The 17765-nt window shown below is 41.8% G+C and carries 18 protein-coding genes and 1 tRNA gene; 16 read left to right on the top strand and 3 right to left on the bottom strand.

Going from position 1 to position 17765, the window contains the following annotated elements:
* Positions 1-118: 118 nt before the first annotated feature.
* Genes aroK through HBL79_RS07360 form a run of 3 tightly spaced genes read left to right on the top strand, consistent with a single transcriptional unit; the run spans position 119 to position 2680 of the window.
* Positions 119-679: a shikimate kinase AroK gene (gene aroK, locus HBL79_RS07370; protein WP_272487554.1), complete on the top strand. Its 561-nt coding sequence runs from the start codon at positions 119-121 to the stop codon at positions 677-679.
* A 16-nt stretch (positions 680-695) separates the two neighbouring features.
* On the top strand, positions 696-1784 hold the full coding sequence (aroB, locus tag HBL79_RS07365) for a 3-dehydroquinate synthase (RefSeq protein ID WP_035688110.1): 1089 nt from the start codon (positions 696-698) through the stop codon (positions 1782-1784).
* A 5-nt stretch (positions 1785-1789) separates the two neighbouring features.
* Positions 1790-2680: a Dam family site-specific DNA-(adenine-N6)-methyltransferase gene (locus HBL79_RS07360; RefSeq protein WP_035688112.1), complete on the top strand. Its 891-nt coding sequence runs from the start codon at positions 1790-1792 to the stop codon at positions 2678-2680.
* On the opposite strand, the gene HBL79_RS07355 is transcribed toward HBL79_RS07360, so the two are convergent.
* Positions 2652-2957 (bottom strand): DciA family protein, encoded by a 306-nt coding sequence (locus tag HBL79_RS07355; RefSeq protein ID WP_035688115.1) that lies wholly within the window; start codon positions 2955-2957, stop codon positions 2652-2654. The genes HBL79_RS07360 and HBL79_RS07355 overlap by 29 nt on opposite strands.
* A gap of 105 nt (positions 2958-3062) precedes the next feature.
* On the opposite strand from HBL79_RS07355, the gene secM reads away from it, so the two are divergent.
* The 4 genes from secM to mfd all read left to right on the top strand — a co-directional run bounded on the left by secM (position 3063) and on the right by mfd (position 10129).
* Positions 3063-3374, top strand: a complete 312-nt coding sequence (gene secM, locus HBL79_RS07350; RefSeq protein WP_035688161.1) for a secA translation cis-regulator SecM — start codon at positions 3063-3065, stop codon at positions 3372-3374.
* Between the two features lie 89 nt (positions 3375-3463).
* Positions 3464-6169, top strand: a complete 2706-nt coding sequence (secA, locus tag HBL79_RS07345) for a preprotein translocase subunit SecA (protein ID WP_035688117.1) — start codon at positions 3464-3466, stop codon at positions 6167-6169.
* An 80-nt stretch (positions 6170-6249) separates the two neighbouring features.
* Positions 6250-6645 carry an 8-oxo-dGTP diphosphatase MutT gene (gene mutT, locus HBL79_RS07340; RefSeq protein WP_017806821.1) on the top strand — a complete coding sequence of 132 codons (396 nt, stop codon included), beginning with the start codon at positions 6250-6252 and terminating at the stop codon, positions 6643-6645.
* A gap of 46 nt (positions 6646-6691) precedes the next feature.
* A complete protein-coding gene (gene mfd / locus HBL79_RS07335; protein ID WP_046097219.1) occupies positions 6692-10129 on the top strand; it encodes a transcription-repair coupling factor in 3438 nt (1145 codons plus the stop codon).
* 4 nt (positions 10130-10133) lie between these two features.
* Here the strand turns inward: mfd and HBL79_RS07330 are convergent, their stop codons facing one another.
* Positions 10134-10316, bottom strand: coding sequence for a hypothetical protein (locus tag HBL79_RS07330; protein WP_124994796.1), 183 nt, complete (start codon positions 10314-10316; stop codon positions 10134-10136).
* A gap of 70 nt (positions 10317-10386) precedes the next feature.
* Between HBL79_RS07330 and lpcA the strand changes: the two genes are divergently transcribed.
* The 4 genes from lpcA to HBL79_RS07310 all read left to right on the top strand — a co-directional run bounded on the left by lpcA (position 10387) and on the right by HBL79_RS07310 (position 14542).
* Positions 10387-10968, top strand: coding sequence for a D-sedoheptulose 7-phosphate isomerase (gene lpcA, locus HBL79_RS07325; RefSeq protein WP_017806819.1), 582 nt, complete (start codon positions 10387-10389; stop codon positions 10966-10968).
* Between the two features lie 89 nt (positions 10969-11057).
* Positions 11058-12464 carry a membrane-bound lytic murein transglycosylase MltF gene (mltF, locus tag HBL79_RS07320; RefSeq protein ID WP_035688121.1) on the top strand — a complete coding sequence of 469 codons (1407 nt, stop codon included), beginning with the start codon at positions 11058-11060 and terminating at the stop codon, positions 12462-12464.
* A 568-nt stretch (positions 12465-13032) separates the two neighbouring features.
* A tRNA-Ser gene (locus HBL79_RS07315) sits at positions 13033-13122 on the top strand.
* 208 nt (positions 13123-13330) lie between these two features.
* Positions 13331-14542 carry a tyrosine-type recombinase/integrase gene (locus tag HBL79_RS07310; RefSeq protein ID WP_035688123.1) on the top strand — a complete coding sequence of 404 codons (1212 nt, stop codon included), beginning with the start codon at positions 13331-13333 and terminating at the stop codon, positions 14540-14542.
* A 230-nt stretch (positions 14543-14772) separates the two neighbouring features.
* Here HBL79_RS07310 and HBL79_RS07305 read toward each other — a convergent pair whose 3' ends face one another.
* Complete coding sequence (locus tag HBL79_RS07305; RefSeq protein WP_156127747.1) at positions 14773-14922, bottom strand: hypothetical protein; 150 nt, start codon at positions 14920-14922, stop codon at positions 14773-14775.
* 279 nt (positions 14923-15201) lie between these two features.
* Between HBL79_RS07305 and HBL79_RS07300 the strand changes: the two genes are divergently transcribed.
* From HBL79_RS07300 to HBL79_RS07280, 5 genes are all read left to right on the top strand, one after another.
* A complete protein-coding gene (locus HBL79_RS07300) occupies positions 15202-15408 on the top strand; it encodes a helix-turn-helix transcriptional regulator (protein ID WP_035688126.1) in 207 nt (68 codons plus the stop codon).
* A 3-nt stretch (positions 15409-15411) separates the two neighbouring features.
* Complete coding sequence (locus HBL79_RS07295; RefSeq protein WP_035688128.1) at positions 15412-16089, top strand: hypothetical protein; 678 nt, start codon at positions 15412-15414, stop codon at positions 16087-16089.
* A gap of 11 nt (positions 16090-16100) precedes the next feature.
* Positions 16101-17066 (top strand): P2 family phage major capsid protein, encoded by a 966-nt coding sequence (locus HBL79_RS07290; RefSeq protein WP_035688129.1) that lies wholly within the window; start codon positions 16101-16103, stop codon positions 17064-17066.
* Positions 17067-17204: 138 nt separating this feature from the next.
* Positions 17205-17465 (top strand): type II toxin-antitoxin system Phd/YefM family antitoxin, encoded by a 261-nt coding sequence (locus tag HBL79_RS07285; RefSeq protein ID WP_035688131.1) that lies wholly within the window; start codon positions 17205-17207, stop codon positions 17463-17465.
* Positions 17455-17745, top strand: a complete 291-nt coding sequence (locus HBL79_RS07280) for a type II toxin-antitoxin system RelE family toxin (protein WP_035688134.1) — start codon at positions 17455-17457, stop codon at positions 17743-17745. Before HBL79_RS07285 ends, HBL79_RS07280 begins: the two co-directional genes overlap by 11 nt.
* The last annotated feature ends 20 nt before the right edge of the window (positions 17746-17765 follow it).

Here is a 17765-nt window from a genome sequence, read left to right as displayed (position 1 = left end):
TTTGAAGGTTGAAATCGGTGGGCATTTATTGCGATAATCGCACTTATTTTTTGGGTGATCTTTTAACAACCATAATGAAGATTTGTGGTTGTCTTTTTATTTATCGGAAAGATCAATAATTTTAAATTTTGTTAAAGAAGAACAACGAAAAATGGCAGAAAAACGTAATATTTTCTTAGTTGGTCCAATGGGAGCTGGGAAAAGCACAATTGGTCGTCAGTTAGCACAATTATTGGGAATGGATTTTATTGATACCGATGCTGAAATTGAACAGCGTGCGGGGGCGGATATTAGCTGGATCTTTGATGTGGAGGGAGAAGAAGGCTTCCGTAAACGTGAAGAGCGTATTATTAATGAATTAACGCAGAAACAGGGTATCGTGCTTTCCACTGGCGGTGGTGCGGTGATGTCGAAAGAAAACCGTAATCATCTTTCTGCTCGCGGTATTGTGATTTACCTTGAAACCACGGTAGATAAGCAGTTTGAACGGACACAGCGAGATAAAAAACGCCCGTTATTGCAAGATGTGGAAGATCCGCGTCAAGTGCTTGAAGAATTGTCGAAAATCCGCAATCCACTTTATCAAGAAGTGGCAGATATTACCTTGCCAACCGATGATCAAAGTGCGAAGGTAATGGCAAATCAAATTGTTGATTTAATTGAGAATATCAACGGTTAATTAAAAAGGAAAAACAATGTTGTGCGTAAATGTTGAATTAAAAGATCGTCGTTATCCTATTTATATTGGTGCGGGATTGCTTTCTCAGCCCGATGTGTATCCCCTTAACGCGGGCGATAAGGTGATGATCGTAACCAATCCAACGATTGCACAACATTACCTTGCCCCTGTAAGTGAAACCCTTACTCAATTAGGCTGCCTTGTTGATCACGTATTACTGCCTGACGGTGAACAATACAAAAATTTGGATTCCCTAAACCTAATTTTTACCGCACTTTTAGAAAAAAGACACGGTCGCGATACCACCATTATCGCATTAGGTGGCGGGGTAATTGGTGATGTGGCAGGTTACGCGGCGGCAAGCTATCAACGTGGTGTGCGTTTTATCCAAATTCCAACCACATTGCTTGCACAAGTAGATTCCTCTGTGGGCGGTAAAACAGCGGTGAATCACCCGTTGGGTAAAAATATGATTGGGGCGTTTTATCAGCCTTGTACGGTGATTGTTGATACGCTCACCTTAAACACCTTGCCAAAACGTGAAGTCAATGCGGGCTTGGCAGAAGTGATTAAATACGGGGCGATTTTGGATTATTCTTTCTTTGAATGGCTTGAACAGCACATTGATGAATTGGTTGCCCTTGAGCAAGCCCCGTTACAGCAATGTATCGCTCGTTGTTGTCAAATCAAAGCCGATATAGTTGCCCGCGATGAAACAGAAAAAGGCGATCGTGCCTTACTGAATTTAGGGCATACTTTCGGACACGCCATTGAAACTCATTTAGGCTATGGCAAATGGTTGCACGGTGAGGCAGTGGCTGCGGGGGCAATGATGGCTGCAGCACTCTCTGAAATGCTGGGCGATTTGTCTGTACAAGAGGTTGGTCGTTTGGAAAAACTCTTCGCCCGTGCCAATTTGCCGACAGTTTCCCCTGATACAATGCAGCCTGAAGATTACCTACCGCATATGATGCGTGATAAAAAAGTGCTAGCAGGCAAATTACGCCTTGTTTTATTGAAATCTTTAGGGCAAGCCTATGTCGCTAGCGATAGCGATAAAGATCTTGTGCTTGCCGCTATTGCTCGCTGCACGCAAACTGACTAATCTCAATGTCCCCTAATGCTACAATTTTCCCTCAACAAAAATACCGCCCTTTTTTAAAATGGGCGGGTGGGAAATTTCGCCTTACAGATCAAATCAATAAATTGTTTCCGAAGAAAAAACAATGTCTTATTGAACCTTTTGTGGGAGCGGGAGCGGTTTTTCTTAATAGTCAATTTGAGCGGTATATTTTGGTCGATATTAATGCTGATTTGATTAATCTCTTTAATACAGTAAAACAAGATGTCAATTTGTATATTGAGGCCGCAAAAAGTGTCTTTTTTCACCCTCAGGCGAATACGGCAGAATATTATTATGCCCGCCGAACCCAGTTCAATCAATCCACCAACAACTTTGAACGTTCGGTTTTATTTTTATATTTAAACCGCTTTGGTTTCAATGGATTATGTCGCTATAACAGCCAAAATGAATTTAATGTGCCTTTTGGAAGCTATAAAACCCATTATTTTCCAGAAGCTGAATTACGCTATTTTTCCTATAAAGCACAAAGTGCGGTGTTTATTTGTGCTGATTTTCACGAGGCTTTCAAATTCGCCGATGAAAACTCGGTGATTTATTGCGATCCGCCTTATGCCCCCCTCAAACAGGAAACCAATTTCACCAGCTATTCAGGCAATGAATTTTCTTTAGCTCATCAGCAAACTTTGGCGGAATTGGCACAGCGTACGGCAAATGAACGGCAAATTTCAGTGCTGATTTCCAATCACGACACCAAATTCACTCGCCAAATTTATCAAGGGGCGAAAATTAAACGCTTAAAAGTGCAACGCTCCATTAGTCAAGCGTCTCATAAACGGATTAAAGTCAATGAGCTGATTGCTACGTTTAACGGCAAAAATTCGCCTGTGCTTAGCGAAGCAAGGCAGGATTCACTTTAAAATTCAGTTGCTGAATCTGCGGTTGGAATTGCTGAATTTGAGCTAATAATTCTTGTTGTTTGAATAATAGCCCTTGTCGTACCATTGCATTGGCAACTTCAATAACAAGGCTATTTTCAGCGATATTGGCAACCCGATAAAACCCTTTAAACTGGCTAGGAAATAACCGCTCTAACTGTTCATTTAACTGCTGTAACAAAATGCCTTTTTGCATAATCTTGCCAAGGCTCGAATTTTCTAGCACATCTTGCACATTCGTGGGTTTACTGTATCGCATTACTTGTTTTCTGCTTTTTTGACCTAATATTACGGATATGAAAAAGACATTGTAGTGATTTTCCGTTACAATAACAGCAATTTTTACTTTAACCTCAGCGAAAAAATGATTTCATCGAAAAGCACCCAGCATTTTTGGTCGCAACTCATACTCAGTATGATTGCGATCTTTGCCTTGCCTCAAGCACAGGGCTTAAACAATGCAAACTTTGCTGATGAAAATTATGTGAAACAGTCGCGTCAGCTCGCTATTCAGCAGAGCCAACAACAAAGCCAGCAGAAACAGCAAATTCAATCACAGTTTGTCTTAAATAACAGGCAAATCCCTGCGACAAAAATTCGACTAAAAAACATACCGCACTTTTTATCAACCCTAAACGCTCACGCCATTATCATTCGGGCTGGGCCTTTCGCCTAACCCCATTCATCGGCAGAAAATGCCCCTTCTTCTCAGTTTCAGGCAAGCCTGAAATAATGTATAACCTATTAATATTGAAAGAAAAAAATATGTTTGGAACAATTTTTACAAAAATTTTTGGCAGTCGTAATGACCGCATTTTACGCCGTTTAAATAAACAAGTAGCAAAAATCAACAAAATGGAAGCCGAGTTTGAGGCCTTGAGCGATGAACAGCTACAAAGCAAAACGGCAGAGTTTCGTGAGCGTCTGAAAAACGGAGAACGCCTTGATAACCTGTTACCAGAGGCCTTCGCCACAGTGCGAGAAGCGAGCAAACGTGTACTGGGTATGCGTCATTTTGACGTGCAACTTATCGGCGGAATGGTGCTAAACAACCGTTGCATCGCTGAAATGCGGACGGGGGAAGGGAAAACCTTAACCGCCACCCTACCTTGTTATCTCAATGCCTTAACGGGCAAAGGGGTTCACGTGGTTACGGTGAATGATTACCTTGCACGCCGCGATGCGGAAATTAACCGCCCGCTCTTTGAATTTTTAGGAATGACCGTCGGCGTGAATATTCCAGGGCTTTCTGGCGAAGAAAAACGAGCCGCCTATGCCGCCGACATCACTTATGCCACAAACAGCGAGCTGGGTTTCGATTATCTGCGTGATAACCTTGCACATTCTGCACAAGATCGCTTCCAAAAAGAATTATATTACGCATTGGTCGATGAAGTGGATTCCATTTTGATCGATGAAGCAAGAACGCCATTGATCATTTCAGGGCCTGCGGAAGACAGCTCGGAACTGTATATCGCGGTGGATAAATTAATTCCTCATTTAATCAAACAAGATAAAGAGGACACGGAAGAATACCAAGGTGATGGCGATTACACCCTGGATCTAAAAACCAAACAGGCTTACCTCACCGAACGCGGGCAAGAAAAAATTGAGCAACTACTCATTCAGCAAGGGTTAATGCAAGAAAGCGAATCCCTGTATTCCCCAGCTAAAATCAGCTTATTACATCACGTTAATGCGGCATTGCGGGCGCATACCTTATTTGAGCGTGATGTGGATTACATCGTGAAAGACGGTGAGATCGTGATCGTTGATGAACATACGGGACGCACAATGGCAGGTCGCCGCTGGTCTGATGGCTTGCACCAAGCCATTGAAGCCAAAGAGGGCGTGCAAATTCAAAATGAAAACCAAACTGTTGCTTCCATCACCTATCAAAACTATTTCCGTTTATATGAAAAACTGGCGGGAATGACTGGAACGGCAGATACGGAAGCCTTTGAATTTCAACAAATTTATGGTTTAGAAACCATTGTGATCCCAACCAATCGCCCGATGATTCGCGATGATCGCACGGATTTAATGTTTGAAAATGAGCAATACAAATTTGAAGCGATCATTGAAGAAATCAAAGATTGTATTGCACGCAACCAACCTGTGTTAGTGGGAACGGCGTCAATTGAAAAATCAGAATTGCTTTCCCAACTGCTCACCCAAGCGGGCATCAAACATAATGTGTTAAACGCGAAATTCCACGCCCAAGAAGCGGAAATTATCGCTAATGCGGGATACCCAGGGGCAGTTACCATCGCAACCAATATGGCAGGTCGCGGTACTGACATTGTACTCGGCGGTAACTGGAAAGCGGAAGTGGCAAAACTGGATAACCCAAGCGAAGCCCAGATTGAAGAAATCAAAGTCAAATGGCAGGAACGCCAAGATATTGTGAAACAAGCGGGCGGCTTGCATATTATCGGCACAGAACGCCACGAATCTCGCCGTATTGATAACCAGCTTCGTGGACGTTCAGGTCGTCAAGGCGACCCAGGTTCATCACGCTTCTACTTATCTTTAGACGATGCCTTAATGCGAATTTACCTCAACGAGGGTAAATTGAATATGATGCGTAAAGCCTTCAGCACACCGGGTGAAGCAATGGAATCCAAATTGCTCACCAAAGTGATTGCCTCCGCTCAAGCCAAAGTGGAAGCCCATAACTTTGACGGGCGTAAAAATCTGCTCGAATTTGACGATGTTGCCAATGATCAACGCCACGCCATTTACGAGCAACGCAACGCGTTATTAGACAATGATGAAATTTCCGAAACCATCAATGTAATTCGTCAAGATGTCTTTAATCGTGTGATTGATCAGTATATTCCACCGCACTCACTGGAAGAAATGTGGGATATTCCAGGGCTAGAATTACGTTTACAACAAGACTTCGCATTAAATCTTCCGCTCGCTCAGTGGCTTGAGGAAAATAACACGCTCCACGAAGAAGCCTTGCGTGAACGGATTATTCAAGCTGCGGAAGAAGAATATCAACGCAAAGAAGCGCTGGTTGGCAAAGAGTCAATGCAACACTTTGAAAAAGGCGTGATGTTACAAACCCTTGATGAGCTTTGGAAAGAGCATTTAGCGGCGATGGATCACTTGCGTCGAGGGATTCACCTCCGTGGTTACGCACAAAAAGATCCAAAACAAGAGTATAAAAAAGAATCTTTCCAAATGTTTATGGATATGCTGGATGCCTTAAAACTCAGTGTCATTACCACGTTGAGCCGCGTACAAATTCGCACTCAAGAAGAAATTGAACAAGCGGAAAAATTACAGCAAGAAATCGCGGCTCGCGAGCAGGCTCAAATGCAATATAACAATGCGAAAAATGAAGGTGAGGGAGAGGATTTAGACAATCCTTCGCGTAAAATTGGACGCAACGAGCCTTGCCCTTGCGGCTCTGGCAAAAAATACAAACATTGCCACGGCAGCCGTGCTAAACAAGTCTAATTCACGCAATCGATAAAGAGCGGTCGAAATTTGACCCTATTTTTCACCGCTCTTTTCGTCATAGTCATAGGGGAAACAAAATGAGCAAACCCATCATACAAGTTGCGGCGGGCATTATTCGTAACGAATTTGGGCAAATTTATCTCACTCAACGCCTTGAGGGGCAGGATTTTGCCCAATCGTTAGAATTTCCTGGTGGCAAAGTGGATAAAGGGGAAACGCCAGAACAAGCGTTGGCACGAGAGTTGGAAGAGGAAATCGGCATTCATCTGCTCAATGCAACATTGTTTGAGCGTTTTGTCTTTGAATACCCAACCAAAATTATTCAATTCCATTTTTATCTTGTAGAACAATGGGTTGGAGAACCTTTTGGTCGCGAGGGGCAAGAAGGAATGTGGATCGCTCAGTCTGAACTTGATGCTAGCCAATTCCCTCCAGCAAATGCGAAACTTATTCAGCGTTTATTAGCGGAATGAGATAATTATTTATGTAAGAATATATAGCAAAACACCGCACTTTATGATGTACTTCGATATCAATCTCCCAACCCAATCCAATGATCACAAAATTTTAGCCAATGTGATTGCAGGTAGCGATACCTTAGCCCTTGCAGAAATTGCACAGAGCCATCAAGGACTTACCGTAGTTGTAACGCCAGACACGCGAAGTGCGGTGCGTTTATCGAAAGTTTTGGCGGAATTCGTTTCGCAGCCTGTTACCTTTTTCCCCGATTGGGAAACCTTACCTTATGACAGCTTTTCACCGCATCAAGATATTATTTCTTCACGGCTCAGTGCGTTATTCCATTTGCAAAATTCAAAAAACGGCATTTTTATTTTGCCGATCAGCACTTTAATGCAAAAAGTTTGCCCGCCTGAGTATTTGCAACACAACGTTTTACTGATTAAAAAAGGCGATCGCATTGTGATTAATGATTTCCGCTTAAAGCTAGAAAATGCAGGTTATCGTGCGGTGGAACAGGTGTTGGAACACGGTGAATACGCGGTGCGTGGCGCGTTGCTAGATTTGTTCCCAATGGGAAGTGCGGTGCCTTTTCGCTTGGATTTTTTTGATGATGAAATTGATAGCATTCGCACGTTTGATGTGGATACGCAACGCACGCTGGAGGAAATTCCCTCAATTCGGTTGTTGCCCGCCCAAGAGTTCCCCACTGATCACAAAGGTATTGAATTTTTCCGCACCAAATTCCGTGAAACCTTTGGCGAAATTCGCCGTGATCCTGAGCATATTTATCAACAGGTTAGCAAAGGCACGCTGGCAGCAGGGATTGAGTATTGGCAACCGCTGTTTTTTGAACAAATGGCCACCTTATTTGATTATTTGCCTGAACAAACGCTATTTGTTGATTTTGAGAGTAACCAGCAACAAGGTGAGCGTTTTTATCAAGACAGTGAACAGCGTTATGAAAGCCGCCGTGTTGATCCAATGCGTCCTTTATTACCGCCAGATCAGCTTTGGTTGCCCATTGACCAAATAAATCATCAGCTCAAACATTTTCCTAAAATCACCTTGAAAGCGGAAAGAGTGGCTCGAGCTTCTGTGCGTCAGCAAAACTTGCCTGTGCAAGCCTTGCCAGATTTAAGCCTAAAATTGCAACAAAAAGAACCGCTCTTACCTTTGCAACAATTTATGACGCAGTTTAATGGTGATATTGTCTTTTGTGTGGAAACAGAAGGGCGGCGCGAAACCTTGCTTGATTTGCTCAGTCCGTTGAAATTAAGACCAAAACAAATTGCGCATCTTTCAGACTTGCAAGAAAAGCAAAGTTTGCTGATTTGTAGCCAAGATCGTGGTTTTATTGTGGAGAAAGGGGCGGATTCCCTTGCGTTGATTACGGAAACAGAATTGCTCGGCGAACGTGTACAGCAACGTAGTCGCGATCGACAAAAATCCGTCAATCCTGATACTTTAATCCGACATTTAGCAGAGCTGAAAATTGGTCAGCCAGTGGTGCATTTAGATCACGGCGTAGGGCGTTATGCGGGACTGGTTACCTTAGAAAACGCAGGCATCACCTCCGAATTTTTGTTACTCGACTATGCCAACGATGCCAAGTTGTATGTGCCAGTTAGCTCATTGCATTTGATCAGTCGCTATGTAGGTGGCTCGGAAGAAACCGCTCCCTTGCATAAACTGGGTAGCGATGCGTGGGTGAAAAGTCGGCAAAAAGCAGCGGAAAAAATTCGCGATGTGGCAGCGGAATTGCTTGATGTGTATGCCTTGCGAGAGTCGCAAAAAGGCTTTGCTTTTCATTATGATCGCGATGAATTTATGCAGTTTTCTGCCACTTTCCCTTTTGAGGAAACCCTGGATCAAATGACCGCGATTAACGCTGTGATTTCCGATATGTGTCAGCCCAAAGCGATGGATCGTCTAGTTTGTGGTGATGTGGGATTTGGTAAAACAGAAGTGGCAATGCGTGCCGCATTTTTGGCGGTAATGAACCATAAACAAGTGGCAGTGCTTGTGCCGACCACGCTTCTTGCCCAGCAACATTACGAGAACTTTAAAGATCGTTTTGCCAACTTGCCAGTAAATGTAGAAGTGCTTTCACGCTTTAAAACGGCAAAAGAGCAAAAAGCCCTGCTTGCTGATTTAGCGGAAGGCAAGATTGATATTCTAATCGGTACGCACAAACTGATTCAGCCAGAAGTGAAATTTAAAGATCTCGGCTTGCTGATTATTGATGAAGAACACCGTTTCGGCGTGCGTCAAAAAGAAAAAATCAAGCAACTGCGCGCCAATGTGGATATTCTCACCCTGACGGCAACGCCAATTCCACGCACCTTAAATATGGCGATGAATGGCATTCGTGATCTTTCTATTATCTCCACGCCACCTGCGCGCCGTTTAACCATTAAAACCTTTGTGCGACAGGCCGATGATTTAATTATTCGTGAAGCAATTTTGCGTGAAATTCTGCGTGGCGGACAAGTTTATTATTTGCATAATGATGTGGCGAGCATTGAAAATTGTGCGGAAAATCTTGCCGCACTTGTACCAGAAGCACGCATTGTGATCGGCCACGGGCAAATGCGAGAGCGTGAGCTAGAACGTGTGATGTCTGATTTTTATCATCAGCGCTATAACGTGCTAGTTTGTTCCACTATTATTGAAACAGGGATTGATGTTCCAACGGCGAACACCATCATCATTGAACGCGCGGATCGCTTTGGCTTGGCACAATTACACCAACTGCGTGGGCGAGTGGGGCGTTCGCATCATCAAGCCTATGCCTATTTACTCACGCCACCGCCAAAAGCAATGACAAAAGATGCCTTGAAACGCCTTGAAGCCTTGGAAAGTCTGGATAATCTCGGGGCAGGCTTTATGTTGGCAACGCAAGATTTAGAAATTCGCGGAGCGGGCGAATTGCTAGGCGATGAACAAAGCGGACAAATTGAAAGCATTGGTTTCTCGCTATATATGGAGCTGTTAGAAAGTGCAGTGCGTGCCTTGCGGGAAGGACGTGAGCTATCCCTTGATGAACTCACGCAACGCCAAGTAGAGATTGATTTACGTATTCCCGCTTTGCTCCCAGAGGATTATTTAGGCGATGTGAATATGCGTCTTGGCTTTTATAAACGCATTGCGGGGGCAGAAAGTGAGCAAGAGCTTGAAGAATTAAAAGTGGAACTCATTGATCGCTTTGGTTTGTTGCCAACGCCAGCCAAAAATTTATTACGCATCGCACAGCTCCGCTTACAAGCCAAGCCATTACAAATCATTCGTATTGAAGCCACCGCACAGGGAGGATTTATCGAGTTTTCACCCAAAGCAAGCCTTGATCCAACAAAATTCTTGCAACTTATTCAGCAATCGCCAGCAGTGTATCGCTTTGACGGACCAACGAAATTTAGGTTTCATCGGGATTTAACTGAAAGCAAAGTGCGGTTAGATTTTGTGGCAGAATTGCTCCGTACTTTGCGGGCTGAATAAAAACTCAAGTAAAATAAGGCGTTATGGGCGAATAATGGGTTGTGATGTTGCCTCGCGGTATGCCTTGTACTGGCAGTGACACCAAGCCTTGCAATCGGTATCGCAGGGAGGCAACGCGGGCTTCTGTGGAAATCTGGCAACGACCTAATGAATTAATGCCTAAATCGTGGTAGATTAACGCCACCATTTGTACGGTTTCGATGCGTGAAGTAACGCACTATGATTAACATCGAATAACAATACTCACGGAGAAAAAAATGTATTTAGATCAAATTAAAGCCGAACTGGTTGAAGCACAAGATGTTCTTAACAAATTTATTAGCGATGAAAAAAATATCGAATTAATTCAACAAGCTGCATTGTTAATTGCCGATAGCTTTAAACAAGGCGGAAAAGTGCTGTCTTGCGGTAATGGCGGCTCGCATTGTGATGCGATGCACTTCGCTGAAGAATTAACAGGGCGTTACCGCGAAAATCGCCCTGGCTATCCTGCCATTGCGATTTCAGATGTCAGCCATTTGAGCTGTGTGAGTAATGATTTCGGTTATGAATATGTCTTTTCCCGTTATGTGGAAGCTGTAGGGCAAAAAGGCGACGTGCTATTTGGATTATCCACCTCGGGCAACTCAAAAAATATTCTCAATGCGATTAAAGCGGCGAAAGACAAAGGAATGAAAGTGATTGCGATGACGGGCAAAGACGGTGGTCAAATGGCAGGGCTTGCTGATGTGGAAATCCGCGTGCCACATTTTCGCTATGCGGATCGTATTCAAGAGATCCACATCAAAGTGATCCACATTCTAATGATGTTGATCGAATTTGAAATGGCAAAAGCCTAAAAGTGCGGTCGGATTTTTAGGTGTTTTATGATTTTACGAAGGACGATAATGCACATTAACCCATTGTTTCTTAAAGAGAAAGAGGTAAATTGAAAGGCTTATTTTTGCGTATTGTTACCGCGATTGCCTTGTTGCTTTGGGCGATTGATATGGTTTTCCCTTGGCAGCGAATAATGCAGTCGGAGGAAAATCCCTATGCGGTAATCCAATCAAGGGGCAAGCTGGTGGTAGGAACGCTGAATAATCCCATTTCCTATTTTATTGGGAATGACGGGGCTTCAGGCTTTGACTATGAGCTGGCAAAGGCTTTCGCCGATTATCTTGGGGCAGAGTTAGAAATCCAAGCAATGGAGAACGCCGAACAGCTTTTTACCGCTTTGTCGGCGGGGAAAATTGATATTGCGGCGGCGAATTTGTTGTATCACCCCGACCGCTTAACGCATTTTCAAATAGGTCCCGCCTATTATTCCGCTTCTTGGCAACTGGTCTATCGTAAAGGCAGCCCCCGCCCTGCAACGTTAGCGAATTTAACGGGAAAGTTGGTGATTAGCAAAGGGGAAGCACTGAATCATTTACTCACTCAATTTAAAGTTGATGTGCCTGAATTGGCTTGGCAAGTTGCGGAGCAAAGCCCCGAAGAGCTGTTATTACAAGTCGCAGAGGGGAAAATTGATTACACCATTGCCAATTCGGTGGACATTGCAATGTTACAGCAGATTAAGCCCCAGATCAGTGTGGCTTTTGATGTTACCGATGAAGCCACGATTCATTGGTATTTGGCGGAAAGTAGTTATAGCGAGTTGCAAGCTGCTTTGCTTGAGTTTATGAACAATGCCATTGAAACGGGGATAATGGCACGCATTGAAGAAAAATATTTTAATCATCTGGCACAGTTTGATTATGTGGATACCCGATCTTATTTAAACGCGATTGAAACTACCTTGCCTAAGTATGAAAAACTTTTTGAAAAATATAAAGGCGAACTTGATTGGCGTTTGCTTGCAGCGGTCGCTTACCAAGAATCCCATTGGAATCCAGAGGCAACATCGCCAACAGGCGTTAGAGGGATGATGATGCTAACTAAAGCGACAGCAGATAGAATGAAAATAACGAACCGTGTAGATGTAGAACAAAGTATCAAAGCGGGTTCAGAATATTTACATTTGCTACTCGCTCAAATACCCGAAACGGTTCATCAAGAAGACCGTATTTGGTTTGCGTTGGCTGCATATAATATGGGGTTAGGCCATTTAATTGATGTTCGTCGTTTAACTAAAGAATTGGGCGGCGATCCCGATAATTGGCTTGATGTGAAGAAAAATTTACCGTTATTAGCGGAAAAACGTTATTACACTCATCTTAAATATGGCTATGCGCGGGGTTATGAAGCATTGCAATATGTGGAGAATATTCGTCGCTATATGAATAGCATTGTGAATTATCATCGTATCCAGCAAAATAAGGAAGAGCAAGGTCCAACTTCTCCAGCAGAATAGTGAATAATTTACAGAAAGATTTTCTCTTATTTAATAATTTTAAATAAAGGTAGAGGATATTATGGCAGTAAAAAGAAAGACTTTTTTGAAGAAGAAAAACAATAAATTATTTCGATTATCACAAGTTCGAGCTTTAAGATTAAAGCGGTTAAAGCAACGTAAATTTCGCCTTGCAGAGCGTCATTCTTTACAGTTTGTTGTACAGGATATTTGTTGTTAGATGCCCGTTAAAAATCTCCTATATTTTAGAGCATAATGTTTTTATAAAGTGATAAACCTTTGCTGTTCTGATGAAATGGCTCCATTTCATTTATGCCTACTTATAAGTAGGTTTGGGAAGTGAATTATTTGGCTATGTTACTAGTTTTGCTGCCGTATAGGAGTTTAGTACTCCATTTTGGAGAATTTTTGAAAGAAAGGATTTGAGGGATTGAATACCATTTGGCGATATTCTAATGATCTGTCGTAGGCTTACTATAGCTTCTCTATGTAGCTTTTAGGGGATAAATAGAAAAAATACTTGACGAACTTTCCATAAATCTTTATATTCACGCCCTGATTCTTAAATGGTGAGATGTCCGAGTGGTTGAAGGAGCACGCCTGGAAAGCGTGTATGTGCGAAAGTGCATCGGGGGTTCGAATCCCCCTCTCACCGCCACGGTGCTTTGTCTATGTTGTTTGATAACGTCTATTTTGTCTTTAAATCATTGAAAATTAACAATTTATAGCTTTATTGTTTGTTGTTTTTGTTCATTGATGTTTGTCTTTGTTTCCGTTTTTAACTCCCTTTTTAACTCCCTCACTATTTTGGGGATTTTATGAGGGAGTTAAAACGGCTAAATTTTAACCAAACAAAGGCTTTTTATATGAAATTAATCAAACCTTTTTCAGACACTTTTTTACAATCCCTTAAACCTCAAACGAAAGAATACACTAAGCACGATGGCAAGGAATCAGGGCTACTGATCCGCGTGAAGCCTAACGGCTCTAAATTGTGGTATTTATCCTACTCATTCGGCGGCAAGCATAAAAAAATGAGCTTAGGCGCTTACCCAACCCTTTCTTTGACTTTTGCCCGTCAAATGGCTCAAGAATATAAAGGGCTGATTCTTAGAAATATTGATCCGCAGTCTTACCGTAAAATGTTATTGAATCCTGTTGAAGAAAAGAAAATCACATTTGCGGAAATGGCTGAAAAATGGCGTGATAAGCGCTTGAAATTGGGCAAGTTGAAGGTGCAAACAGTCAATGAAGCATTTCGCCGAGTAGAATTGCACTTGTTTGAGAAAATTGGGAACTTGCCGATTGATGAGGCGAATTATTCTACTTTTTCGGCCGCATTGTTACCCCTGAAAAATTCGAATACGTTGTATAAAATCAATATTGCAATCAATCAGATTTTTAGAATGGCAGAAGATGAAAATTTAATTGTGAAAAATCCTTTTCGAAATATTCACGATGAATTTACTTATGTGGAAACTAAAAATCATCCAACCATTTCGCCTGAAGAATTGCCGCGTTTGTTTGAAGTGATGAATGGTGCAAATTTAAGCAAGCCTACCGCGCTATTAATTGAATGGCAGTTGTTGAGCATTCTGCGCAGCTCTGAAGCCGTTAGTATTGAGTGGGCTGATATTGATTGGGAGGCAAAAGTGCTACATATTCCTGCCGAGCGAATGAAGGGCGGGAAACGGCCTCATAGTGTTCCGCTTTCTTCGCAGGCGTTGAATGTGTTAGAGCAAATGCGCCGTTATTCTGGAAACCGTCGCTTTGTGTTTTGTTCACGCGTTGCGCCTTATAATAAGCCAATGAGCAGCGGCGCGGCGAATGTAGCACTCAAGCGAATGGGCTTTAAGAATTTGTTAGTGGCTCATGGATTGCGCAGCATTGCCAGCACCTACTTGCATGAATTAGATCGTTTTTCGGCTGAAGCCGTGGAATTATGTTTATCTCATGAAAACCGCGGAAAGGTTCGCGCAGCCTATGATAAATCCAAAAAATGGAAATCTAGACAAGTGATTATGCAATGCTGGGGCGATTATGTGGAACAGTGTAAACTGAAAGCGATGAAAGCTTAATAGCACAACAAGGGCGGGCATTCCCGCCCTTTCTTCTTTTGTACGCTTAATCATTGCGATCCTTATCATTATTAAATTTATATTCAACAATGGAATATGAAAATAATTCATATATCAAAACTAGCTCATTCTTATTGTATTTATATACAGCCATCAAAAACGCTATAAAACGCCTATTTTGGGGCGTTTCTTTTAGCTTAGCCTATTTACATATTTCTTATTTTCCCTTCTTAACGGGCTTCTAGTTGCGCTAAATGCTGGAAAACGCACGGCTGAAAAATCGCTGACATTTCCCCGCCACGCCCGCGCATTAAATGTAGTGTTTTCAACGCAAATTGCGGTGATGGTTCAAGCCAAGCCCTATCTAGCTTGAATTGCATTCATCACTTACATATTTTCAACGCAAACCAACGCAAAAAAACGCAACATTTTTTCGCTTTGGTTATCAGAAAGTGCGGTGCTTTTTGGCTAAATTTTGCCCTTATCATATTTCTAGCCTTATTTTTGGCGTTGCTACATAAAAAATAAGCCTGATTTTGTGATCATCACCCTCACAATTCAAACAAAATGACAAAAAAACGCCCCTTTTTTATCCTTAACACGAACAAAAACGAACGCCAACGAAACAGGGCGGAAACAAAAGACAAGGGGCTAAAAATGTGAGTGAAAACCAAAGAAAACAGCGATTTATCAGCCTTGAGCAAGTGATCGACCGCACAAGCCTGAAAAAAACGACCATTTACACACTAATGGCAAGAAATGAATTCCCACAATCTATCAGCATTTCAGCAAATCGCCGTGCTTGGCTGGAAAGCGAAATAGAAGACTGGATAGAAAGCAAAATCAACGCACAAAAAGAGATTTAACCAATGGAAAAACCAAAAACCGAATTTAAACAACATAAAACGAAATATCTAGCTGAAAAACAAGCCTTAGATAATCTGCTGAAAGAAAAAAGCAAAACGCAGAATATTATTGCCGCACTTCAGCAAGATTTAATCGAACAAGCGAATAATGCAGAAAACAAGCTAGAAAAAGAAAATTTTATTTCAGCTGATGATTATGTTGCATTAAAACAGGCTGAAACGGGTATAAAAACACGAATTGAATATTACCAAGCCTATTTAGAAGAAATAGACGCCAAAATATATCAACAGAAAGAACGTTTATTTAACGAATATCAGCAAATTTTGCAAATGCGAGAAAAAAGCCTACTGGCTGAATTTAACGCATTATTTGAACATTTTTTAAATGAACAAAAAGACACCCTAACCCGCCTTTATTCATTGCTCAAATATAGCGGCGTTGCACAACCTAATCCCCTTGATGACAGCTACAAAGGCACGCTTGAATATGCCGTAAAACAAATGCTACTTAAAAAGATTGAAAAAGGAATAAATAGCGAAATTCCGCTAGATAATGAATGGGAATTGCCTCTTTTTGTGAACCGTGATGAATTAAAAACATTGGCACAAAAAGAGAAAGACAGCAAAGAACAAGCCACAACCAAAAAAGGCTTTCAAAAATTAATTGATAACTTATATTAGGAATAAAAACAATGGAAAACTTCACAGCAAAACAATATAACAACTACATCCAACATTTATCTACAATGCTTAAAGTCAATATTGACGGTGCATTAGCCGTTTTTGATTTAGACGGAAAAGTAGAAAAGGAATTTTTTAAATCCCTAGAAACTTCACCATTTTTAGGCTTAATCAATATCATCAAAACAACAGAACACAAAGGCGAAGCGCTAGGGATTAGCGTGCCAATGCCTAGCCAGACGGATATTAACCAACACGACCGCACACCAGAAAAAGGGCATATTTCACCGCCGCAGAAATTCCATTGTGAACAAATTGATTTAGATACCTCTATCAGCTATCCAAAATTAGATCGCATTGCTGGCGTGCTAGAAGTTGATTTCAGCCGAAAATTTGATGAACACCTAACAACTGAAATTTTATTAAGTTTATTATTAGTTGGCTGGAATGGTAAAAACCGCCTTCAAACCTCTAACCCAGCAATTAATAAATTGGCTGAAGATGTAAAAAAAGGCTGGCTACAAAAAATTCGAGAAAACGCCGTAGATAAATTGATTAGCGCGGCAAATGTAGGGGCAGATCAAGAATATAAAACCCTAGGCGCCCTAGTAAAAGCAGGATTAGCCAAAATTGGTGATCCAATCAAAGGCGGCGGGGATATGATCGCAATTTGCGGGCGAAACGTGCTTTCAGATTTCCCGATTGACGCGAGTTTATCCAGCCCAAGAATGACCGTATCACAAAAACTTATCGGCGGATTAAAAGCGGTTGGCGTGGATTATTTCCCAGCGGATAGCATTTTGATCACCCGCCTTGATAATCTTTCCCTTTATGTACAAAAAGGCACAATCCGCCGCATAATGGAACGTAACCCAGCCAAAGATCGCCTAGATATTTATAATTCTTTAGTGGCTGATTTTATTATCGAAGACTACAACGCTGTAGCATTAATTGAAAATATCAATATCATAGATTAGCTTTCGTTACGCAGTAAGCTTTGGGCGGATTTATTACCGCCCTTTTTTATTGCTCAATTTTACCAATCATAAGACTTTTACAAATCTTTTATTAGTGCTAATATTAGAACAAATTAACTACAAGTAAGGATTAAGAAAATGGCAATTCAGCAAATTTTAACCCGCCACACGGCAAGCATTAGCGACTTGAAAAAAAATCCTATGGGGATTGTATCAGAGGGAACAGAGCAAGAAGGGGCGATCGCTATTCTAAACCGTAATGAACCCGTGTTTTATTGCGTAAATCCCTGTCTTTTTGCGGTTATTCAAGAAATCCTTGAAGACAAAGAACTAGGCGAACTCGCCACACAACGCCTTGCAACCCTTGACCCCGTCGAGGTGCGTTTAGATGACCTATAAACTTTCTTTTGATAAACGGGCATTAAAAGAATGGCATAAATTGGGCGATACCCTACGCCAGCAATTTAAAGCAAAATTAATCGAGCGGCTGGAAAATCCCCACGTTTTAAGCGATAAATTGCACGGTTATCAAACGCTTTATAAAATTAAATTGCGATCAGCGGGCTATCGGCTTGTTTATGATGTCAATGACAATGAAATTAGAGTTATTGTGCTTTCAGTAGGCAAAAGAGAACACCTACAAGCCTATAAAAAAGCCCTATCAAGAAAAGCCCAATAATGGGCTTTTTTGCTATCAAT

Source organism: Avibacterium paragallinarum, assembly GCF_011765605.1.
In the GTDB taxonomy this organism is placed as follows: domain Bacteria; phylum Pseudomonadota; class Gammaproteobacteria; order Enterobacterales; family Pasteurellaceae; genus Avibacterium; species Avibacterium paragallinarum.
This window is presented reverse-complemented; position numbering and strand designations above follow the sequence as displayed.